Source organism: Bradyrhizobium sp. AUGA SZCCT0158, from assembly GCF_018130065.1.
Lineage (GTDB): Bacteria > Pseudomonadota > Alphaproteobacteria > Rhizobiales > Xanthobacteraceae > Bradyrhizobium.
This window is the reverse complement of record NZ_JAFCME010000003.1, coordinates 139216-159651: the sequence shown is the minus strand read 5'-3', so window position 1 is coordinate 159651 and position 20436 is coordinate 139216. Positions and strand designations below refer to the sequence as shown.

Here is a 20436-nt window from a genome sequence, read left to right as displayed (position 1 = left end):
GTGGCAATGGAAACCGCTTGGCGCGATTGGACGGTGTTTGCTCTCGGTTGGGCCGCAGCATTTTATGGGCGGAGCGAGATGGTTTCCTTGGGGGACACCAATTCGAAAGGCGTTCTCGATCGGCGTATTTGTGGGGACGTCACTGCCGACGATCGAATGGGTCTACAAACTGTATCACTGATCTCCCGAAACTATGGCTGCGTAGCGAGATGGCGGGTTAAAGAGAACCCGCCCTACGAACTGGCGTTAGCCAGGGGGTGGGGAGTTCGCGCGGGTGTTGCCGACGCATGGTGCTGACCGCGCTCTGATGGTTGGACAAGAAAGCGCCTCCGCCTGGGAGTACCTCCTAATGGCAGGCACCCGATCTACCGTTTGTTCGCGACCATTGGCATGATGCAAGCCTATGCGCCGTGAGGTAGAGACCATGCCCAACGATCGCCTCGTGCAACCACCGCCAATCCTTCACATCCGTAAAATCGGCATCGTCGGAACCGCAATCCTGCTGCTCGGGCCTATGGCCGCTTTTACAGCTCTTGGAGCAGGATCGCGCATCTCTGAAGGTTTCGAACCATTCGAGAAATCAGCGAGTGAGCGTGTCGCTCAGGCGTTCGAAGACGTCAGGGACATCGCATCCATCTCTGACGAGCTGAAGACTGCGCTGGCGTCGCTGAGCCAGAGCGTTCAGAGCGCACAGAAGCCGCCGGTCAAGGCTGAAGGCAATGATTGACCTGATCTGACTTCAGAGCTTCTACGATGAGAGGCAGCAAGATTGTCGCCTCTTGATATACTGGTCGCGGCTTCCGTGATGCGCCTGCAAAAACTCACTTTTGATGATTGGCTGGAACACTCATTTGGACGCGAAGTTCGCCTTCAGCAAGCGCCTTGGTACTTCGATCCGGACCAGGATTGGTGGGATCCGCCACCTATGGAAGCCGTGTCCTATCTCACTCGACTGTTTGAAGATCCCGAGCCGGCATTACAGGGATTCGCTGACAGCCAAATTGCACAGGGCTTAACCTACCTCGTGAATACGAGCGCAAGCGGCGATAACAGATGGCTTTGTTCAACTGATGTGCCGGTCGAAGACCGTGTCCGCTGCGTTAAGTCTGTAGCTTCACTATTTACGAAACTGTTCGAGCCACGGTGCTCTCCCAGTTTATCCCACTTAAGCGAAGCCGCTGCCGGAACGCTAAACTGTGTTTGCTATATGTGGTGGGATACGTTTCCGAGTTTGGCTCTTGCTGGCGATCCGGACCTGCCAACTGTCCAGAATTGCGCGCTGCGTACCATGGAGCGCATCCTTCACCTCGACTCGATCGCCTGTCAGGAGAGCGCTCTGCACGGGCTGGGACACTGGCAGCGAGACCACAACGAGGCGGTGACGCAAATCATAGACCGCTTTTGCGAGGCGCATTCCAGGGCCGACCCCCGGCTTTTGCTCTATGCTCGATCGGCGCGCTGCGGATGCGTGCTGTGACGTTGAGGAGTGATTGTCGCGCCGAAGGCCGAGTGTCGCCATCGTGTTTCAAACACTGTTTCAAACACTCATTTTCATCAAACTGCATCTGAGAGTCTAAAAGCGAACCGACACCTTAAAGCCCGTTGGTAATCTTGATGGTACGCAACTGGGGATGGCGGGACGCATCGTGTTGGAAGTGTTGATTACCAAGCGAAGCTCGACCAAGTGGGAATGGCGGGTCTGTGACCGCTATGGGGCCACGATTATCGGCGGGTTTGAGAGCACCAGACCGGCGGCCAAGTACCGGGGTAATCGGGCGCTATTTCTTGTGTTGTCTACGCGCTGGATAAGGTGATGCTCCGAAGCGGAGGCGGACATCAAAGAGGCCGTCGATAATCTAAAATGCGTCCTCAGTCATCCAACTCCGTAGGGCGGGTTCTCTTTAACCCGTCGCTCCGTGCGAGATGGCGGGTTAAAGAGAACCCGCCCTACGGGAGCTTCTTCAAAGGGAAACGACTGTGTCGGGCGAACGCAATCTTGCAACATTGTTGCAGAACATGAAGCCGGAAATGCACGACGGCGTCTTCGTGTTTTGCAGCATCCCGGCAGACAAGGAGATTCCCGCCACGCTCAGGCCGATGCACCTGTTCCGTGAACGGGAAGGAACCACTCTCGTGATGCGGCGTGAGGAGGCCGAAAGCGCAGGTTTGCCGTATCAGTTCGCATCGCGCCTGATCACGCTGACCGTTCACTCCTCGCTGGAAGCGGTGGGCTTTCTGGCCGCAATCACCGGCCGGCTCGCGGAAGCCGGCATCAGCGTGAATGCCGTGTCGGCTTATTACCATGATCATCTGTTCGTGCCCGAGCACAGAGCCGATGAAGCGCTGCAGCTTCTGCAGGAGATGTCCAAGCCGGATTCGGCTGCGTAGGGCGGATTCTCTTTAACCCGCCATCTCGCAAGGATGGGCAATTCGAACTGCGTCGGCTCGCGCGCAAGCGCAATCACGCGACCCGCGTGCGACAAAACAACCCGACGGGCAAATCAGTTCCGATTTACGGAAATCGTGTCAAGTAGAAAATTTCCGTAAATCAAAAATATTTCTGTAGTCGGCCGACCCAAATCAGTGCGCATCTATCGCCATCCCGCCCTGGTCAGAAGGGCGTCGGCCGTCGTCACGGACGTTGGGCGGGTTGCGGTGGACGCTGGTTTACGCTGAGACGACGGCGTGGATAAGCGTACGGCAAAACCGTGTGGTCCTGGCGCCCGTTGCAGGCGTCAAGTTGCCGGAGAAGCGTGAGCTGAACCGGCAGCGACGGAGTCAACCAAGAACTCGTCTCCGGGGAGATCACGGCATAAGCCGTAAAGCCATTGCGCAGGGAAGGCCGGGTGTTCTCCGCTGCCCTGTATGCTCGTGTGCATTTTGTTTTGTGCAAACCGCACACGGGACCGCGGGTGCAGCGCGCACCCGGTCTTCCCTGCGCCCTCTGTTTGAAGAGGGCGGGAAGTTTCCAGCAAAGCTCGGGCGCCATGCGTCGCGAGATCGCGAAGCTGCGTTTGGGATAAGGTGCAACAACAAACACCGCCGTCGTCCCGGGCTTGACCCGGGACCCATACTCCGCGGCCTATCGGTGAAAACGCTGGCGTTAGAGACCTTCTACAACAATGAGCATCACGCGGTATGGGTCCCCCGATGCGCAATTGCGCATCTGAGCTCAAGGCCGGGACGACGAATGGTGGTGGCTGCCCGCGGATGACGACGATGGATCACCCCGCCCGCATCTCCGCCTTGATCATATCGGCCGCCTTCTCGCCGATCATGATCGTCGGCGCATTGGTGTTGCCGCCGATCAGGGTCGGCATCACGGAGGCGTCGACGATGCGCAGGCCTTCCATGCCGTACACTTTCAGCCTGGGATCGACCACCGCCATCGGGTCGCCAACGCCCATCCTGGCGGTGCCGACCGGGTGGTAGACGGTGTCGACACGCTCGCGCAGCAGCTTGCGGATGTCGTCGTCGGTGCGCACGCCCGCGGTGAACATGTCCTGTTTCTGCAGCGCGCGCAGCGCCGGGGTGTCCAGCAACCGTTTTGCGATTTTGTAGCCGCCGACCATGGTTTCGAGATCGTCGGGGTGGCCGAGGAAATTCGGATCGATCAACGGCGGCGCAAAAGGATCGGCGCTGGCGAGCGCGACTTGGCCGCGGCTCTTCGGCCGCAGTTGGCAGACATGGAGGGAGAAGCCCGTGCCCTTGTGCCGTTTGCGGCCGTGATCGTCGGTCAGCGCCATGCCGAAATGCAATTGCACATCGGGCACCTCGAGGTCGGGCCGGGTTTTCAGGAAGCCACCGCATTCGGCGAAATTCGAGGTCATCGGCCCGCGGCGCTCGCGCCGGTATTGCCTGATACCGCGCAGCAACCGTGGCAGTGCCTTCAGCGAGAGGCCATTAAAATTCGGATTGTCGGACAGGTAGCCGAACACGAAGTCAGGATGGTCCTGCAAGTTCTGTCCGACGCCGGGCAAATGATGCACGCTTGCGATGCCGTGCTTGCCAAGCGCCGCGCTGTCACCGACGCCGGACAGCATCAGCAGCTGCGGGGTCTGGAACGCGCCGGAGGCGACGATCACCTCGCGCCGGGCGCGGAGCTGCTTAAACTCCTTGCCCTGGCGGTATTCGACGCCGACCGCGCGCTTGCCCTCGAACAGAATGCGCGTGGCTTGCGCGGTGGTCTCGACGCGCAGGTTGGCGCGGCTATTCATATGCGGATGGATATAGGCGCGCGCCGCGCTCCAGCGTTCGCCGTTCTTCTGTGTGACCTGGTAGATGCCGAGGCCTTCATGCTCCTCGGCGTTGAAATCCTCGCGGATCCGGAATTGGCCTTCCTGCGCCGCCTGCAGGAAGATCTGCTGCACCGGGTTTTCGGTGCGCAGTTTGTTGACGGCGAGCGGGCCGCCCTTGCCGTGATATTCGCCGTCGAAATCGGCGTTGTTTTCCGCGCGCTTGAAATAGGGCAGCACGTCGGAGAACGACCAGCCGGCGTTACCGAGCGAGGCCCATTGGTCGTAGTCGCTGCGGTGGCCGCGGATATAGACCATGGCGTTGATCGCGGACGAGCCGCCGAGCCCTTTGCCGCGCGGCTGATAGCCGATGCGGCCGTTGAGGCCGGCCTGCGGCACGGTGTTGAAGGCCCAATTGTTGATGCTGCCGGTCACCATCAGCGCCAGCGCGAACGGCGTGGTGACCACCCAATTGTCGTTCTTGCCTCCGGCATCCAGCAGCGCCACCGACGTCTGCGGGTCCTCCGAAAGCCGTCCCGCCACCGTGCAGCCGCCGGAGCCGCCGCCCACCACCACGAAGTCGAAGGTATCCGTCACGCGCCGCCCCCAATAATGAAGTTTTTGTGGACTTTTGTTGCGCCAAAGTTCCGCTTTTGCGCCTTTAATGGCAAGGGCGGCTTCCCGAGGCCGTTTCGTGCCGTTTTTGGCGTCACAAAAACCTCAAAAACCGCACCATGGCCCTTTCCAAAGCAGGCTTGCGTTGATACATACCCCTCGCACCCAGGGGCATTGCCCGGGTTGCCTTCTCAGGAAGCCTCTGGCCGGGATCGATCGACGCCCAAAAGCGTTGGCCGCGTTCGCTTCGGGTTCGGTTTTTGGGAAGGCGCGCAACGGTTTAACGCGGGGTGGAGCAGCCCGGTAGCTCGTCAGGCTCATAACCTGAAGGTCATAGGTTCAAATCCTATCCCCGCAACCAAGATCGCCCTTCCAGGTCATCGACCTGGAAGGGTTTTTCTTTGGGGCACCGATCCCGGCCATCAGGCCATTCCCGTGCGGGCGAATCGCGCGGCGTCAAATCGGTGGCAGCGATACGCAGGCGATTCGCGGAATCGTCTCAAGGCGCTCCTGCTGCGCTACCGCAGCGTGCAAACTCTCAACCAGCGACTGATTTGCGCAAGCCAATCTCCGTAGGCCTCATGCTTTGACAGTCCGTCCAACTCGATCGCCCATGAGTGAAGCAATGCGCTGCCTAAATCTTCCGATGACAGACGACTCTTTCACCACGAAACCTGTGCACGAACAGGTTAGCATCACGCGGGGCCGCTTGGTGGGAGTGGTGCGCATGAGTAATGAACGAATCTTTCCAAGACGATATCAAGCCGGTGCCTCTCAACCCTGTACCCTCATCGGACTGACGGTAGAGGAGACGAGTGAGTTCGAACGGCTGGATCAGCTTTCGCTTGATAACCCCTCAGGCGATGGCGCGTGGAGCTTTGATGACGAACCAACAACGCCCGAAGAGAAGCGCTGGCTGGAGCTTTATCGCAAGCACGAAACCGGCTGGAATGCGTGGCTCGCAGCGGAAGGTCAGTCGAAAGCCACAGTTCCTCCTCGCTGATTGCACAAATGCGCTGTCGTCAGATCCGGCACACTCCATCACATGCATTTTATTTTCTGTGAGCCGGAACCGCATGCCTGTCTCTTTCTTGTCGTATCTATGCGCAATACAGCCCGCCTAACAAAGTGGAATAGCAGATGAGTTCACCAATGCGATGTGATGACGAACAGGATTTTTCCGTCGGTGAACACCTTGGACGTGAAATTCAGCTGCAGGATTCCTCCCTCCGCAATATCTACGAGACGCGTCTGCAACTCGCCCAGCAGCTCGAGGAGAATCTGGCCTTGCGACGGGCGATATCGCTTCGACAACGGCAAGCGCTGGCGCCTCCGGAGCCCGGCAGGCTCCGCGCAAACGGGCGAATGCGTTAGGGCATCGTTTCGATCGTCGCTGTCGCTTGAAAAGTCGGGGGGCGCGATTCCGCATCCGGTTGCGAGGTGCATGCCGACAGGTCCGGTCACATGGACGCCAAACCCTGTAGCGCTTCTTGGCGCATATCGGTCGCGCACGCCTAGATGCTGGTCCCGGGCCACTGGTATTCAAAAGGCCCCGATCGGGATGATGTCGAGCCCGATTCCGATTTGCCCCGGCTTCAGCTAGTCCAGGGGTTGCAGCATTAAAAAGAGGCAACCAGCGGATGTTGTAGCGGGCAAATTTATCCTCCAAATTGCCTCCTGCGCAAAACTTTTTTGGTGCGACCCCGTTTTTCCCATAATCAAATGTGGTAATTTTGCGGAGTATTGAATGGGAATACACCTGAGCGAACAAATAAGTCGCCAGAAAAAATATTGCAGGGAGAAGAAATGAAGCTTCGCAAATTCAATCTCTCGTCATTTTCCATGGATGAGTTGTGGGCGCTCCATGAGCAGGTCGGCAATATCCTGGCCGAAAAAATAACGAGTGAAAAACGTGAGCTGGAGCAACGCCTTGCGAAGCTCAACAGCGGCATCATGGCGAAAATCAAACGGCCGGATCGGCAAGTTGCGGAACGGCGAGCCGTTCGCCGAAAATATCCTCCAGTGCTTCCCAAATTCCAGAATCCATCAGACCCGTCCGAAACGTGGGCCGGCCGAGGCAAGCAGCCGCGCTGGATGGTCTTGCAGCTCAAGGCCGGCAAGAAGATGAATGATTTTCTGATTGATCGCGTCAAGCGCAAGCGCGCGAGCACCCGGTAGACCGCAGAAGTTCGGGCCCAACGCACGTTCGCTGCCGCGGACGTCATTCAGCGCGCCGCAAATCGACCGGCCCATACGCTGCGCCTGCCGCGCAGGGGCAACTGCGTCGAGCGCGCAGCGAGTGGGCGCGAAACGAGCCGGCCGCACGCTGGAAATCATCTTCCCGCCTCGCCGGTCGACGGCCTAGCCGGCCAGTGCCACCTCGGCCAGTTCGAGCCATTCGGTTGCCATCTCGCGCAGCATCCGGCGCGATTGTTCATCGGTCGTCGTGGCAGCCAGCTGCAGGCAGTGATTGGCAAAATCCACATATCTGTCGCTCAGGGATGCCTGCTGCATGATCGATCCGCGAATATCAGGAAGTTTTGTCCGTCGAGGAGAAGGCTAACGGACGAAGATGCCAACTCGCGAGAGTCATCTTGCTCCCGACATTTAAATAGATATTACTCCGATCAAATTTTAAAATTCAACTGCCCAAATCACATTTGGATTGGGAATCAGATTTTTATTTGATCGCCGAGCCGATCGACATTTACTGAACACAGTGCGCCACTAGAGGGTGTGCCACGAGCTGTTCAAGTTCAGCACCTCATTCTCAATTCTCCAAACAAAAAGAGCGCGCCAAAATGCTGCAGCGGCCGGAAAGAATCCCGTTTGTTGTCAGGGCCAAAGAGAAGTTTTTCACGGGAGGATTCCTTGGGCTGATACTGCTGGTGATGGCGGTGTGGATGTACTTTCTGGGCTCCATCTTTTTGAACCTGGTGACCTGGCTTCTTTCCTGACCGACAGGCAGGATGCAGGGTCCGGTGGAATGATCGAGGGGTGCCTTGAGCGGCATCGATGCTTGCCGCGATCGTGCGAGCCGGAACCCCAGATCAACGACATTTGAAGGGAAGGCGCCTGATGCCCACAGAGCTGTCTCCGAAATTAAATCATTGTTAACCAGGTTCGAGTGACCTAGGGCATTATGCTGCCGTGGCGGCGCCAACGGGACGGGCATTAAATGATGTTTCAGCTGCTCTCGCGGACTCGCGCGCAAAGGCATGCAGGCGATCGATCGGGCGACCAGGCTTTCAGGGTTCGGTCGGCCGGACGTGATCTCGACACCGACCGGTTACGGGTGAGCTCCATTCTGGGCGCGTTGGATACTTCCATTCGCGAGGCGGAGCAGGAGCAATCGGGGCTAAGCCGGCGCGTCGAAGACGTCCTGGCCCGTGCTGCGGTGACATTCGGAAATGGCACCGACGAATACCTTGAGCGCGACGCACTCGACAGCCACCACCAGACCTTGTTCGGCAACGAGATCTCCAACGGACAGCGCCGGCTTCAGGAACTTGCGACAACGATAGCCCATTTCAAGTTCTTGAAGGCTGCGTTGCTTAGCCGGTTTCCGGACTTCAAGTCCCCCACGTAAGCGGGGCGCGGGCCGCTGCGCCGTTTCAGGGATCGCCCGCTGCCTGGATCAGAATCAGTCTCTGCCCCAAGGCCACCGGCTCTGATTCGAGGCTGTGCGCCTTGCCAAGCGCCATTGATCGCGCGGACGGCGGCAAGGAACCTCGCGCCGGGCTCGTTCTGGAGCGGGCCTTCAGGCAAGGCGCCGCCTGCAAACCAGGGCGCCGCCTGCAATCCAAGGCGTTTACAGGAACGCAAAGGTCTGACGCGCCTCGATGACAGCACAGATGATCATGCCCCAAAGGGCGAAATTGATCTCGATCCCAACTCGCATAGGACATCCTCCCGTTTTTTTTGCCGCCCGATAGCCGTGGCTTCGCGCGTGATTATTTTAATCGTAGTTGAAGTACGGTCAGCTTCCCAGCCTGAGTTCTGGGCAATCCGCAGTTTCCTGACAGGGGCCGCCGCCTCGCACGGCATGGAGCCGGCGCCAACACCAGCCCATCTCCTTAGGCGCCGTGCGAACGTCGCTCGCGTTTCGGTGGCCGGCAAAGGTCAGCGACGTGGCGCGCCGGAAAATTTACACGAAATCATGGAACCCGGCGGCCTCCGGAAACCTCGCTTATGCTGATTTTAACAAGGGAAGGCGGGGGCAGCTCTCAGGTGCCCGGCCGAGGCGAGCGAAGGAAAGCAGGACAAGGGCGCGCGCGAAGCACTTCCTCGCACGCCCCGCAGTGCAATGCTCAGACGGCCAGCAGGCTGGAACCCTGAATCGAGAGCAGGGTCAAATTGCCGGTAGCGTAGGCGCCCGTATCTATGTTGGCGCGGTTTGCCAAAATCTCTGCACTGCGAACCGGCGTATGACCATGAACAATATATTTGCTGAACCGCTTCTTATGCTGCAGAAAATCCTCTCGGATCCAAAGCAGGTCTTCCTCCCGCTGCTCAGCCAGCCGGATGCCCGGCCGAACACCTGCATGAACAAAAAAGAAATCGCCGCAAGAGAAGTTCAGGCGCAAGCGCCCCAGAAAGTCGCGATGGCGCGCCGGCATGACCTCGGCTAGCTCTCTCATCAATGCATGCTGCTCATCGCCGTCTGGATTTACCGACGGCGAGAGTCCGTAGGACATCAATGTTTCCAGTCCGCCGACCTGAAACCAATTCCCCATGCGGCCGGGATCGCGAAAGACGTCGTCAAGAAAGGCTTCGTGATTGCCCTTCAGGAAGACCGCGTTTCCGCGATGCGAACGTTCAATCAGGAGGTCGAGCGTTGAGCGCGAATCCGGACCGCGGTCGATGTAATCGCCCATGAAGACTTCTATCGCGTGACGTGGCCTGCTGTGTGCAACGTCGGCGTCGATGACCCGAAGCATTTGATCAAGTAGATGTGCGCAGCCGTGAATGTCGCTGATGGCGTATATGCGAACCCCGTCCGGCAACCTTGGCTTCGCCAACGGCTTCGCATGGCGCAGTGCTGACAACATCGGGATAATATACTCTCAAAGGCGTTCCGGGCCCGAGGCCACGCGAATCCTCACCTTGGCATTAATCGCCTGGGATGAATATATACGATCCTGGCGCCGTTTTGGCAGGATCGCCGTATGGGTTCAACGTCGTAGCCTGACGGCGACGCTCCGGATCAGGTCGTAGTCCGGCAGACGCGCGTTGTGTGGTGGATTGCAATCGGCCCCTAGTGAGGATCAGGACTTCCGGACAACAACAACCCCGGCGGCGGCATGGGGCACGGTCCTGTTGGCACGGGGAGCCATTACGAAGGATCTCAGCAGCGCTGTGCATACGTATCCAACCTGCAGAAGCGCTGCGAAAATCACTATCGCTGAAATTGCCTGGAGCAGGGTCTGGCCCTGGGTCATCGAAATCGCCGCTAGTGAAATTGACCCAACGAAAAGAATGGGCACCAGAACCAGAAACCGGAATCGAATTCCAAGCACCAATCCAATCAATGCACTGCAAATGGCCAGCGTGGTCACACCACCTACTCCATACAAACTACAGTGTTTTCTAACGTCGGCCTCCCTAAAATTGGCTTAATTTAGCCATTGAAATTGCTTGAAATTCTGATCCCAAGCCGGTTCCCAGGGGTGCGCGCCGACGGGCACTCAGCGCAGTAAATTTTCTGGATCGGGTTGAACCGATCAACGTTGCGCATTTAATTTCCAGCGTCGCTTCCTTCGAGACCGTTTGTTTCGTGTGAGTGTTGCGTTTGCAGGACAATCCCGGATTTTGCGCCCACCGCCAGGAAATCGGGCAGACTCTTCAAATCGAAGGGGCAGGTTTGACCCGCTTCCATGGTTAATTTAAAGCCTTCGCTGTCGGGAATTAAATACCGGAAAAAGAAAGTGCTCAGCTCATGCGCGTTGTTGTTGTGGGAACGGGATACGTTGGATTGGTTTCGGGTGCCTGTTTCGCCGACTTTGGACACCACGTCACCTGCGTGGACAAGGACGAGGCCAAGATCGCATCGCTACAGCGCGGCGAAATTCCGATATTCGAGCCCGACCTTGACCGCGTTGTCCAAACCAATGCGCGCGAAGGCCGGCTCGTCTTCACGACCGACCTTGCGGGACCGGTAGGCGAAGCCGACGTTGTCTTTATCGCGGTCGGAACGCCGTCGCGGCGCGGCGATGGTCATGCGGATCTCAGCTATGTTTATGCGGCGTCGCGTGAAATTGCGAAATCCGTCCGGGGCTTTACCGTCATCGTCACGAAATCGACCGTCCCGGTGGGCACAGGCGACGAGGTCGAGCGAATCATCGAGCAGGTGAATCCGGCGGCCGATGTCGCCGTCGCATCGAACCCGGAGTTTCTGCGCGAAGGCGCGGCCGTGCGTGACTTCAAGCATCCGGACCGCATCGTCGTGGGCACCGAAAATCCGCGCGCGCGCAAGGTGATCGGCGAGATCTACCGGCCGCTTTATTTGAACCAGGCGCCGATCATGTACACCGGGCGCCGTACCGCCGAACTCATCAAGTATGCGGCCAATGCATTTCTGGCTACCAAGATCACCTTCATCAACGAAATCGCCGATCTCGCGGAAAAGGTCGGCGCGGACGTTCAGGAGATTGCCCGCGGCATAGGCCTGGACAATCGCATCGGATCGAAATTCCTTCATGCCGGTCCTGGTTACGGTGGCTCGTGTTTTCCCAAGGACACCCGTGCGCTGATCAAGACTGCGCAGGACTACGACGTTCCGCTAAGGATTCTGGAAGCGGTGAATTCGGTCAACGACACCCGCAAACGCGCCATGGCGCGCAAGGTGGCCGCGCCGTTCGGCGGCAACCTTCGCGGAAAAACAGTTGCTGTCCTCGGCTTGACCTTCAAGCCCAATACCGACGACATGAGAGAGGCCCCCTCGATCCCGCTGATTACGGCGCTCCGCGACTTGGGCGCGACGGTTCGGGCGTTTGATCCGGTGGGCATGGAACAGGCCCGATTGGAGATGCCTGACATCGAGTATCACGAGAATGCCTACAGCTGCGCCGAGGGTGCCGACGCATTGGTCATCGTGACCGAGTGGGAGCAATTTCGAGCCCTCGATCTCGATCGGCTAAAGCAGGAGATGGCGGCTCCGGTCGTGATCGATCTGCGAAACGTATACAATCCGGACGATCTGACCGGCAGGGGATTCCTGTACCAGAGCGTCGGGCGCCAAACGAAAGCCGCGGGCTAGAGCCTTTTCCGTTCCGATAGAATCGGAACGGGGCTCTATTTGTTGTTTTGACGCGTTTTCTTCACGCGAACCGGAATCCGCCCCACGGATCAAGTCCGAGGGCATGCTTCGCGGGAAAACGCTCTGCATCAACGCCATGCCAATGTCAGCCTGAAGCCAACTACCGCGTCTGAATCCAAGTACTGCTCTCGTGGAGAAACCAGTGTCCCAACGCCCTGCCATTCTTGTGACCGGAGGAGCCGGTTATATCGGCGCGCACTGCTGCAAGGCTTTGTCTGAGGCCGGCTACGTCCCTGTATGCTTCGATAACCTGTCGACCGGTCACCGCAGCTTCGTGAAGTGGGGTCCTTTTGTCGAGGGCGACGTCAGTGATACGCCGCGAGTAGCCGAAGCGATAGCGTCCCACGACGTTGTCGCCGTGATGCATTTTGCTGCATTCAGCCAGGTGGGTGAATCCGTCACCGCGCCCCAGAAATACTATCTGAACAATGTATGCGGGACATTGTCGCTGTTGAAAGCGATGCTCGAGCAGAAATGCCGCCGCCTGGTTTTTTCGAGTACCGGAGCCGTCTACGGCAATGCGGGTCGCGATCCGATCAGTGAGGGCGCCGCCGGCGTTGCCGTGAACCCTTACGGCGTCTCGAAATGGATGATCGAGCAGATCCTGGCGGACTATCGCGCCGCCTATGGCATGAATTCGTTCTGTCTGCGCTATTTCAACGCCTGTGGCGCGGAAGTGTCGGGATCAATCGGCGAACTTCGCGATCCGGAAACCCATCTCATTCCCCGCGCGATGATGACCCTGCAAGGTCATGTCAGCGACTTCGCGATTTTCGGGGATGATTATGAGACCCCGGATGGTACGGCGATACGCGACTACATTCACGTGGTGGATCTGGCTGCAGCGCATGTTCGTGCCCTCGATGCCCTGCTGAACGGCTCTCCGGGCGGTCGCTACAATCTCGGTACGGGTTCTGGATTCTCGGTGCGCCAGGTGCTGGCGGCCATCGAGCGCGAAACAGGCCTTAACCTTCCACTGGTGACAAAGCCGCGTCGGCCCGGTGATCCGCCCATTCTGGTCGCCGATCCGTCGGCAGCTCGCGCCGATCTCGATTTTCGTCCCGCTTGCTCGGATCTGGCAACGGTTGTGAGGTCCTCGTGGGCCTGGCATCAATTGGCCCATCCCCGCATTGATGCCGAAACGCGATCTCGATAAACGCACGAAGGGCGTGCTGCGCCGGCGCCACATAATTATCAGGATTATGACGCGACACCGGTGGGAAAAAATTGCCCTGTTTTTGACGGTCCGTTGCGCATGTGGCGCGCATATTGAATATTTAAATAGCACGGACTGATCATTTAATTGCCGCATTGACGCAATGCAAAAATACATTTGATTTTTTGGGTGCGGTGCCACACTCTCGCTTGGATTGGTTAGCACTCTCTCAAGGCGTTGTCGGAAATCTCTCCACGAGATTTAATCGGCATCGCTCGTTGCCTCCGGTTATTTAAATCAGAACATTCGGTGGTTGCAGCGATTTCGACGGTTGCAGTGATGGAAGTGACGAGGGCCTGAGATGTCTGCAACAACATATGGTTCCGAAGACGTCTCTGCGACGATCGCGAGCCGTGGCGCATCCCTGCAGCGCCCCTTCCAGGTTTTTCTCATCAGTGGCGATTTTCTGCTGATCCTGGTGAGCTATCTGGTGGCGGGTGTCGTCTATCGCCAGTTCATGGGGACGCCGGCCGATCAGGAAGTTCCGATTGGCGCGGGTCTGATCGTCAGTGTTGCGTTCGTCGCCATCGCTTTTTTCCAGCGCGTCTACGACAGCCATCGTCTGTTCAACGGAATGTGGCAGGCGCGCAAGGTTGTATTCGTCTGGATGATGTCGCTGGCGATTCTGGCTCTCATCGCCTTTCTTCTGAAATCGACGACGAGCCTTTCGCGCGGTACGACCATCGTGTTCGCAATTACCGGGCTTGTCAGCCTGGGTGCGCACCGGGCGGCCTGGCGCATTGGCCTGGCGTCTTCGCTTGCAAAGGGTCACTTGATTGACCGCAGGGTCGTGCTGCTCAGCCTGAAACCGCTCGATTTTACTTCGAACCGCTTCAAGGACTTGCGCAAGAACGGCTTCGACGTCGTGCGTCATTTCGTGTTGAACGCGACGCAGGATGACGTGGCCCTCGATGCCGAAATTTTGAACATCATTCGGCAGTCGCGCGCGACGAATGCCGAGGAGTTTCTTCTGGCAATCGACTGGAACGAACTGCCGATGCTTCAGAAGCTGAGTCAGCGACTGCGCCAGGTTCCGCAGCCGATTCGGCTGTTGCCTGATTTCCCGATCGCAGATCTGGTTTCGCGGCCGTTCATGCCCGTCAGCGGAACGATGGCGATCGAAATTCAGCGGCCGCCGCTCTCGATATTCGAACGGGCGCAGAAGCGGTGTCTGGACATCGGGCTCGCATCGATTGCCCTTTTAATGTTGGCGCCACTGTTGATCATCTCAGCGGTTTTGATCAAACTCGATTCAGAGGGCAGCATCATCTTCCGGCAGTCCCGTCGCGGCTTCAACGGAAAGCCTTTCGAGATCTGGAAATTTCGCAGCATGAGCGTTGCGGAGAACGGCCACACCGTTACCCAGGCGACCAAGCAGGACAGGCGGGTGACCCGGGTTGGCCGCTTCCTCCGAAAAACCAGCATCGATGAATTGCCGCAGCTCTGGAACGTGCTGCGCGGGGAAATGTCGCTGGTCGGTCCGCGACCGCATGCGCTGGCCCATGACAATTATTACGACCAGGTGATCAGCAACTATGTGTATCGCCATCATATGAAGCCAGGCTTGACGGGCTGGGCGCAGGTCAACGGCTTCCGCGGCGAAACGCCGACCATCGACCTGATGGAAAAGCGCGTCGAGTATGACGTCTGGTACGTCAGCAACTGGAGCATTTGGCTGGATATGCGGATCATCATCCGGACCGCGATGGTCATGATGTATCAGGATGCCTATTGAGCCGCGACGGGGGGCGTCCCGCGCTCGGCTGATCCCGGGACTTTGCCTTTCGGGGCTCCTGGTCTAAGATTTTCCGATGCTGTTAGCATCATGCAGGGTCCTGATTGCGGCACTCGTCCTTGGCGGCGTTTTTCCGCCTGATGTCATGGCGCAGGCCGGGCCGGAGTCGGAACAGCCCAGCGAGCCCAGAATGTCTCGCGAGCAGTGGCTTGCCGATATTGAGGCCGCCCGCCAGCGCATTGAAGAAAGAAGGCGTGAAGGGCGGAGTTTTGCCCAGCCCACGCCATCCGATGTGGACGTCGCCCGCGAAGCATTCCAAAGAATTCTGGAGGATGACAGTTTGCGCGCCGGCGACATCGTCGCCACGAGCCGCGGCCTGCTGATGTTCAAGGGCCAGTCGTCCAATGAGCGAAGCCTGAACGATTTCGCACCGCTGGCATGGGGTGCCGCAAAGCCGTAGCCCGCAACGTCGTTTCACGGTCGCCGTGCATCGGTGGCTGGCGCGGGACCCGCTGGATAGCAACGGTGGCGGATCTGCAATCCGCTCTCGGACACGAAATGAAGAAATACCAGCCGCTCGGTTTCCGCAGCGGCACAGGTTCGGTCGAGCAGTTTCGTTTGGGCACTGGCGGTTGCCCCTTGATAGAGTATGGCTGCGCTTGGATATAGCCGGGCTTGAAAAATGTCCTCGAAATCCTGTGCGACCGCGTCCTGCAGGGCGGGTGGCAGGGCGTTGAAGCTCCGCAGCGCCAATGGGGCGCGAATGAGCTGGAGCCAGGCCTCGTGGGGCGCCTGGCGATAGGACTGGTTGAGAAGCGCCACCGCGCGCGGCCCGAAACCCTCCTGGCGGATGCTGGACCAGTACATCCCTAGCCAGCCAAGCGATTCGGTGGGGGCGCATGCAATCAGCGCCTTGCTCTGGGAGTTGACGCCGGCGGTGTCGGTGTCGGCCTGCTGCGGATTGGCGCTACGCACCGTTTCATCGGCTAGTCCGATCTGCAGGAGCAGCAACTCGCGCAGCGTCTTCGAATTGCATTGCCGCTCGGCGGCCGGGAGGTTTGCGGCAATCATTCCCCGCAGGAGGGCGGGGTCGTACTTCTCGCCGCGTGCGAGGCGGCTGGCAACGAGCGGAACCGCGGGATCGCCAATGTCGGAAATTACCCGCGCCGCCCAAACCAGTGCGCCGGCGGCGAGAATGATATTGGCGCCCAGCATGAGCCGGCGGTGGAGGCGGCAGGATGGCCGAGCCGGCAGTGCCGCCTCAGGCGCCTTCGACATAGTAGCTATTGTAGTGGGAGCCCTTATAGGCCTCGATACGCTTGAGCATCTTGGGGTTTGCCCGGTTTAGAACCGCCCCGAGAAGCTTCTTCTGGATGGCCTCCGAGCTGGCCAGCGATTCCTGCAACGCACTGCGCGTCGTCCGGCCCCACTCGATGACATAGACCATCGCATCAAGGAGGTGGCTGATCGCCTTTGCGTCGGTCACAGGCATCACCGGCGCGAGATCGATGATGATGTAGTCGTAATTGTTGCGCACCGTCGCCAGCATATCCGTCATCGCCTTGGAGGCCATCACGTCAGCCGAATTGACCATGCGCGCGACGACGAAGGACGGAAGGAAATCCAATCCGGTTTCCTTGCTGCGCTTGATGTGCTGACCCAGCGACTGGGGATCTCTCAGCGCTTCCAGCAAGCCGGTCTTGGCGTTCGGTGCCAGTTCGCGCGTCAGCGAGCGGGTGTGCAGGTCGCCATCGATCAGCAGGGTACGGTGACCGGTCAAGGCGATCAGGTGGCCAAAATTGGCGGCAACCGTGGTCTTTCCCTCCTTCGGCAACGAAGAGACGATGCCGATCACGCGGACGTCGCGGGTCAACCGGGCGACGTCGATGGAAACCTTGATGTTCCGCAAGGTTTCGGCGTAGCGCGAAAACGGGTGGTCAACGACATAATGGGAGAGGGAATCGTCCTTGCCCTTCGCTGCAGAACTATCGACCGGCAGCAGCAGGCGCGCCTTTTTCCCAACCGGCTTCTGCGGACGTAAATCGGGGAGCACGCCGAGGCATTTCACGCCGAGCTCGTCCTCGACCTCGCTGGGAGACCGCAGAACGTCACTCATCAGTTCTTTCGAGAAGGCCGCGCCGAATCCGAAGCAGAGCCCGCCGACCAGGCCGCCGACCAGCGCCAGCAGGGTTTTGGGCGAGCTCTTCTTGTCGGGCTTGACCGCCGTGCCGATGATGCGCGCTTCGCTGATCGGGAAACTCTGGTTTTGCGTCGCGTGTTGAAGCTTCTCGAGGAAGTTGTTGTACAGGTTGCGATAGGTATCGGCGGCACTTTCGAGATCACGCAGCCTTACCTGCGCCTGACCGGTGTTGCCGGCCTGGGCGACCAGACCTTTCATGTTTTCTTCAAGTGAGGCTTCGCGGCTCTTGGCGATGGCGTAATCGCTTCGGTAGGCGTCGGCGATACGGCGGACCTCGTCGGCGATCGCCTTGCGCAGCTCTTCCATGCGGTTGTTGAGATTGATCGACGCCTGATGGGTCTTGCCGTAGCGCGCCGACCAATCGGCATACTGGCCCGCCAGATCGAGATATTGGGCGCGAAGTCTGGTGATGACCGAATTGTTGAGCGCGTCGGTGACGGTCGGCTGAGCCAGATCCTTGTCCGAAATCGCATCGATCCGGTCGAGACGAGCCTTGGCTTCGGCCGTGGCGGCGCGGGCCTGAATGAGCTGGGTATTGACGTCCGATAGCTGCTGCTCGGTCATCAAGCCGCGGCTGGTGCCCACGATGTTGTTTTCTGTCTTGAAGGTCTGGACGGCGCGGTCGCTCGCGGTCGCCTGTTCGCGCAGTTCGGCGCTGCGCTGTTGCAGCCACTCGCCGGCCCGCTTGGTTGACTGGTATTTCGCCTCGAGCGCGCCAACGATGTAGGCGTCGGCGATCGCATTTGCGATTCGCGCGGCCTTGTCCGCATTCTTGGAACGGTAGTTGAGGGACAGAACATAGGTCGTGAGCACGCGTTCGACCTTGAGATTCTTTTGCACCGCCTCGACGGCTGCGCGCTCGATCCGCTCCTTGGAGGGCGGCCCGTCGGACCCGAACAGGGAAAGCGTCTTGCCGATAATGATCGCCACTATTCCGGGATCGGATCCGTTGAATTCGGGGTCCTCCGTCAATCGCAGGCGTCGAACGATCGACTGGATCAGGTCCTCCGAGCCGATGATCTCGACCTGGCTGTCGACAAATCCGGTGTCGATCAGGTTGCTGTTGATAGCGGTATCCTTGTCGAGCACCTGGGTCTGGCGCGTATCCATCAGGATACGGGCATTCGCCGTATACATCGGCGTCGACACCAGCAGATAGATGACGACAAGCGCCAACGTACCGGCGACAACCGAGGCGATGAGCGGCCATTGCCGGCGCACGATATCGACGGCACGCTCGACGCTCAGCGTCGTGCTGCCAATCTCGATGCCGTACTTCTTGAGCGCCTGGAACTGGTCTCTGGGTTGATACATCTGCAAGCTCAATTGTAGCGGGATTGGCTGAGCGGGACCGGTATCTTGGCAAACGGATCTGATATCTCGGTGTTCCATTCACCTGTCAGCAGACCGGAACCAGTATTGCCTGGCTTCGCAGCCTCAGTCGGTGCCGCCGCGCCCGACTGTTCGGACTCGGCCGAGTAGCCGATCAAGACCGCGCGGTCTCCCAGTTTGCGAACGAAATCATTGATCTTCCGAGACGCTTCAGGCTTGGTCGTGAGACAGCGTGACTCCGCTCTGTAAAGACCTGAGCCGATTGCCACGCGATCCTTGTCCGATGATTGGTTCACCAGCTTTTCCACGGCAGGCAGCAGTGACGGATCGGTGATCAGGTATCCGCTGAGGCGTCCCGCCAGTTTTTCCTTGTCGTTACGCAACTGTTGCAACAGCGTTCCGGGCGAGGCGCTGAACGCCTGCAGGGCCAGCGGGGGGACGCGCTCAGCCAGCGCGACGCATTGCGCATGGCATGGTGCCGCGATCACCAGGAGCAGCGCTATGCCTGCCAGCTGCCTAAACCCAGCCACAAGAGTCTGTCGTCGAATCAAGGACATACCGTTCATTCGTGTACCGCTGACTGATGGGGAAATACGGTTTAATCGCCGGTTCAGGCGTTTAATCACATGCAGGCATTTAATCACCTGTTCAAGGCAATGATGGCAAAGAACTGTGTCATCTTTTTGTGCAGTGCAAAAGAGTAATCCCCATGACTTTGGGGAACTAGCAAATTCCGGACCAGTGAAAGGCGCCGTCCGTCCGGCGACCCACGGCGGCCCTCATCCAAAGCGGGCCTTGGCGGCCGCCGATGCCTGAGGGTGGCAATATTTTTGAGCTATTAATAAGAATATAATCAATAAAGCGTGCGTCTCACCCGACGGTGAAACGAACTGCAACCCGCCTGTGGCTTGGAGCCATCGATGGCGGGTGCAGGCTCACGGGAGGGCAACCATGCCGTGAGTTATCAATAAATATTCACTGAAGCTGCGGCCTGACAGATGCAAGCCGGTTCGCCTGGAGGCGCTGGCCGTGGCTGCCGACGGCAACCCAAAACCGCGGATTGGCGCTCGACTGCATCGAAATCCACGTATAGCCCATGGCATTCCAGGGACGGACGTCGCGCGACAGGTTGTCGAGAACAACGTCGCCGTCGGGAAGCCGCGCGACCAGTACAAGATGCCCCTGACCGCCACTGGTCATGACGACCGCAAGGCGCAGGGCGCTCTGCGGCCAACCCATCGCAATCAATTGATGCCGTTTGGTGACTGCGTAGTCATTGCAGTCGCCGGCGGCCGGCGAGATCGTCCAGCGCGCGGCTATCGGATCCGTGGACTTGCGCAGCGGCGAGATCGCATCGTTAACCGAGGTGTTGACGTCGCGCAGGATTTCCATCGCGCGGTCGGCGGCCGGCAACGCCTGCACGCCGGCTTCCGCATCGCATTCAGCGCGGTAGTTCATGCAGAACTTCACGAACTGGAGCGGCGCGAGCGTGTTGTCGAATTCCTCGATGAAGGCCGTCCGGTTGGTCCGCGACACGTCGGTCGAGGCGTCGGTTTCGGCCCTCGCGGCGCCACCGGCAAATGCGATTGCGATCGCCAGCATCGGTGCAAATAGCAGTTTCATGTCGTCCCCCGTCATTCTTTTTCTTGACGCAGGTACGGTGTCTCACGGAGTTGTTGGGTTTAGGTTCCGCCGATAGTTAAAATTGAATCCAACCGCAGATGACGTTATCTGCCTGATCGATATTGGTTAATTCGCGATCAATCCAGGCGTTCCACCAGGGCG

General features: G+C 58.9%; 21 protein-coding genes and 1 tRNA gene. 12 read left to right on the top strand and 10 right to left on the bottom strand.

The genetic code is table 11. The features are described from left to right. The first annotated feature begins 424 nt into the window (after positions 1 to 424). The 3 genes from JQ574_RS05540 (at position 425) to JQ574_RS05530 (ending at position 2388) form a co-directional block, all read left to right on the top strand. Positions 425 to 727 carry a hypothetical protein gene (locus JQ574_RS05540; protein ID WP_212214068.1) on the top strand — a complete coding sequence of 101 codons (303 nt, stop codon included), beginning with the start codon at positions 425 to 427 and terminating at the stop codon, positions 725 to 727. 42 nt (positions 728 to 769) lie between these two features. Further along, the gene (locus tag JQ574_RS05535; RefSeq protein WP_249119132.1) at positions 770 to 1477 is read left to right on the top strand and encodes a hypothetical protein; all 708 of its coding nucleotides are present in this window, start codon (positions 770 to 772) and stop codon (positions 1475 to 1477) included. A 500-nt stretch (positions 1478 to 1977) separates the two neighbouring features. After that, entirely contained in the window at positions 1978 to 2388 is a 411-nt protein-coding gene (locus tag JQ574_RS05530) for an ACT domain-containing protein (RefSeq protein WP_212214070.1), read from the top strand. Positions 2389 to 3224: 836 nt separating this feature from the next. Here the strand turns inward: JQ574_RS05530 and JQ574_RS05525 are convergent. Continuing rightward, positions 3225 to 4832 (bottom strand): GMC family oxidoreductase N-terminal domain-containing protein, encoded by a 1608-nt coding sequence (locus JQ574_RS05525; RefSeq protein WP_212383375.1) that lies wholly within the window; start codon positions 4830 to 4832, stop codon positions 3225 to 3227. A 302-nt stretch (positions 4833 to 5134) separates the two neighbouring features. On the opposite strand from JQ574_RS05525, the gene JQ574_RS05520 reads away from it, so the two are divergent. Both JQ574_RS05520 and JQ574_RS05515 read left to right on the top strand, forming a co-directional pair. After that, positions 5135 to 5211 (top strand) — tRNA-Met (locus JQ574_RS05520). 366 nt (positions 5212 to 5577) lie between these two features. After that, positions 5578 to 5853 carry a hypothetical protein gene (locus JQ574_RS05515; protein ID WP_212213752.1) on the top strand — a complete coding sequence of 92 codons (276 nt, stop codon included), beginning with the start codon at positions 5578 to 5580 and terminating at the stop codon, positions 5851 to 5853. 143 nt (positions 5854 to 5996) lie between these two features. On the opposite strand, the gene JQ574_RS05510 is transcribed toward JQ574_RS05515, so the two are convergent. Continuing rightward, a complete protein-coding gene (locus JQ574_RS05510) occupies positions 5997 to 6170 on the bottom strand; it encodes a hypothetical protein (protein ID WP_212383373.1) in 174 nt (57 codons plus the stop codon). Positions 6171 to 6656: 486 nt separating this feature from the next. Between JQ574_RS05510 and JQ574_RS05505 the strand changes: the two genes are divergently transcribed. Beyond that, positions 6657 to 7028 (top strand): H-NS family nucleoid-associated regulatory protein, encoded by a 372-nt coding sequence (locus JQ574_RS05505; RefSeq protein WP_212213746.1) that lies wholly within the window; start codon positions 6657 to 6659, stop codon positions 7026 to 7028. A gap of 183 nt (positions 7029 to 7211) precedes the next feature. Here JQ574_RS05505 and JQ574_RS05500 read toward each other — a convergent pair whose 3' ends face one another. Next, complete coding sequence (locus tag JQ574_RS05500) at positions 7212 to 7364, bottom strand: hypothetical protein (protein ID WP_192738241.1); 153 nt, start codon at positions 7362 to 7364, stop codon at positions 7212 to 7214. A gap of 287 nt (positions 7365 to 7651) precedes the next feature. Here JQ574_RS05500 and JQ574_RS05495 point away from each other — a divergent pair, with 287 nt between their 5' ends. Then, positions 7652 to 7807, top strand: coding sequence for a hypothetical protein (locus JQ574_RS05495; protein ID WP_192738240.1), 156 nt, complete (start codon positions 7652 to 7654; stop codon positions 7805 to 7807). 224 nt (positions 7808 to 8031) lie between these two features. Further along, positions 8032 to 8439, top strand: a complete 408-nt coding sequence (locus JQ574_RS05490; protein ID WP_212213774.1) for a hypothetical protein — start codon at positions 8032 to 8034, stop codon at positions 8437 to 8439. 721 nt (positions 8440 to 9160) lie between these two features. Here the strand turns inward: JQ574_RS05490 and JQ574_RS05485 are convergent. From JQ574_RS05485 to JQ574_RS05475, 3 genes are all read right to left on the bottom strand, one after another. Continuing rightward, on the bottom strand, positions 9161 to 9901 hold the full coding sequence (locus JQ574_RS05485) for a metallophosphoesterase family protein (protein ID WP_212213743.1): 741 nt from the start codon (positions 9899 to 9901) through the stop codon (positions 9161 to 9163). A gap of 216 nt (positions 9902 to 10117) precedes the next feature. Continuing rightward, the gene (locus JQ574_RS05480) at positions 10118 to 10408 is read right to left on the bottom strand and encodes a hypothetical protein (protein WP_212213741.1); all 291 of its coding nucleotides are present in this window, start codon (positions 10406 to 10408) and stop codon (positions 10118 to 10120) included. Between the two features lie 179 nt (positions 10409 to 10587). Further along, the gene (locus JQ574_RS05475; RefSeq protein WP_212213779.1) at positions 10588 to 10860 is read right to left on the bottom strand and encodes a hypothetical protein; all 273 of its coding nucleotides are present in this window, start codon (positions 10858 to 10860) and stop codon (positions 10588 to 10590) included. On the opposite strand from JQ574_RS05475, the gene JQ574_RS05470 reads away from it, so the two are divergent. The 4 genes from JQ574_RS05470 to JQ574_RS05455 all read left to right on the top strand — a co-directional run bounded on the left by JQ574_RS05470 (position 10789) and on the right by JQ574_RS05455 (position 15579). Next, on the top strand, positions 10789 to 12108 hold the full coding sequence (locus JQ574_RS05470; protein WP_212213738.1) for a UDP-glucose/GDP-mannose dehydrogenase family protein: 1320 nt from the start codon (positions 10789 to 10791) through the stop codon (positions 12106 to 12108). The two genes, JQ574_RS05475 and JQ574_RS05470, sit on opposite strands and share 72 nt — an antisense overlap. Positions 12109 to 12310: 202 nt before the next feature. Beyond that, positions 12311 to 13324 carry a UDP-glucose 4-epimerase GalE gene (gene galE / locus JQ574_RS05465; RefSeq protein ID WP_212213771.1) on the top strand — a complete coding sequence of 338 codons (1014 nt, stop codon included), beginning with the start codon at positions 12311 to 12313 and terminating at the stop codon, positions 13322 to 13324. 361 nt (positions 13325 to 13685) lie between these two features. After that, positions 13686 to 15119 (top strand): undecaprenyl-phosphate glucose phosphotransferase, encoded by a 1434-nt coding sequence (locus tag JQ574_RS05460; RefSeq protein WP_212213735.1) that lies wholly within the window; start codon positions 13686 to 13688, stop codon positions 15117 to 15119. A 190-nt stretch (positions 15120 to 15309) separates the two neighbouring features. Next, positions 15310 to 15579 (top strand): hypothetical protein, encoded by a 270-nt coding sequence (locus JQ574_RS05455; protein WP_212213732.1) that lies wholly within the window; start codon positions 15310 to 15312, stop codon positions 15577 to 15579. Positions 15580 to 15593: 14 nt separating this feature from the next. Here JQ574_RS05455 and JQ574_RS05450 read toward each other — a convergent pair whose 3' ends face one another. The 4 genes from JQ574_RS05450 to JQ574_RS05435 all read right to left on the bottom strand — a co-directional run bounded on the left by JQ574_RS05450 (position 15594) and on the right by JQ574_RS05435 (position 20274). Further along, positions 15594 to 16334 (bottom strand): hypothetical protein, encoded by a 741-nt coding sequence (locus JQ574_RS05450; protein WP_249119131.1) that lies wholly within the window; start codon positions 16332 to 16334, stop codon positions 15594 to 15596. A gap of 46 nt (positions 16335 to 16380) precedes the next feature. Further along, on the bottom strand, positions 16381 to 18633 hold the full coding sequence (locus JQ574_RS05445) for a polysaccharide biosynthesis tyrosine autokinase (protein ID WP_212213727.1): 2253 nt from the start codon (positions 18631 to 18633) through the stop codon (positions 16381 to 16383). 8 nt (positions 18634 to 18641) lie between these two features. Then, the gene (locus tag JQ574_RS05440) at positions 18642 to 19217 is read right to left on the bottom strand and encodes a hypothetical protein (RefSeq protein WP_212213716.1); all 576 of its coding nucleotides are present in this window, start codon (positions 19215 to 19217) and stop codon (positions 18642 to 18644) included. Positions 19218 to 19626: 409 nt separating this feature from the next. Beyond that, positions 19627 to 20274: a transglutaminase-like cysteine peptidase gene (locus JQ574_RS05435; protein ID WP_212213701.1), complete on the bottom strand. Its 648-nt coding sequence runs from the start codon at positions 20272 to 20274 to the stop codon at positions 19627 to 19629. Positions 20275 to 20436: the final 162 nt, after the last annotated feature.

Bases quoted from the DNA above. Each gene is read 5' to 3' on its own strand.
- JQ574_RS05540 (WP_212214068.1), top strand. From the start codon at position 425: ATGCCCAACGATCGCCTCGTGCAACCACCGCCAATCCTTCACATCCGT.
- JQ574_RS05515 (WP_212213752.1), top strand. From the start codon at position 5,578: ATGAGTAATGAACGAATCTTTCCAAGACGATATCAAGCCGGTGCCTCT.
- JQ574_RS05505 (WP_212213746.1), top strand. From the start codon at position 6,657: ATGAAGCTTCGCAAATTCAATCTCTCGTCATTTTCCATGGATGAGTTG.
- JQ574_RS05500 (WP_192738241.1), bottom strand. From the start codon at position 7,364: ATGCAGCAGGCATCCCTGAGCGACAGATATGTGGATTTTGCCAATCAC.
- JQ574_RS05495 (WP_192738240.1), top strand. From the start codon at position 7,652: ATGCTGCAGCGGCCGGAAAGAATCCCGTTTGTTGTCAGGGCCAAAGAG.
- JQ574_RS05490 (WP_212213774.1), top strand. From the start codon at position 8,032: ATGTTTCAGCTGCTCTCGCGGACTCGCGCGCAAAGGCATGCAGGCGAT.
- JQ574_RS05485 (WP_212213743.1), bottom strand. From the start codon at position 9,901: ATGTTGTCAGCACTGCGCCATGCGAAGCCGTTGGCGAAGCCAAGGTTG.
- JQ574_RS05470 (WP_212213738.1), top strand. From the start codon at position 10,789: ATGCGCGTTGTTGTTGTGGGAACGGGATACGTTGGATTGGTTTCGGGT.
- JQ574_RS05460 (WP_212213735.1), top strand. From the start codon at position 13,686: ATGTCTGCAACAACATATGGTTCCGAAGACGTCTCTGCGACGATCGCG.
- JQ574_RS05455 (WP_212213732.1), top strand. From the start codon at position 15,310: ATGTCTCGCGAGCAGTGGCTTGCCGATATTGAGGCCGCCCGCCAGCGC.
- JQ574_RS05450 (WP_249119131.1), bottom strand. From the start codon at position 16,334: ATGCTGGGCGCCAATATCATTCTCGCCGCCGGCGCACTGGTTTGGGCG.
- JQ574_RS05445 (WP_212213727.1), bottom strand. From the start codon at position 18,633: ATGTATCAACCCAGAGACCAGTTCCAGGCGCTCAAGAAGTACGGCATC.
- JQ574_RS05440 (WP_212213716.1), bottom strand. From the start codon at position 19,217: ATGAACGGTATGTCCTTGATTCGACGACAGACTCTTGTGGCTGGGTTT.
- JQ574_RS05435 (WP_212213701.1), bottom strand. From the start codon at position 20,274: ATGAAACTGCTATTTGCACCGATGCTGGCGATCGCAATCGCATTTGCC.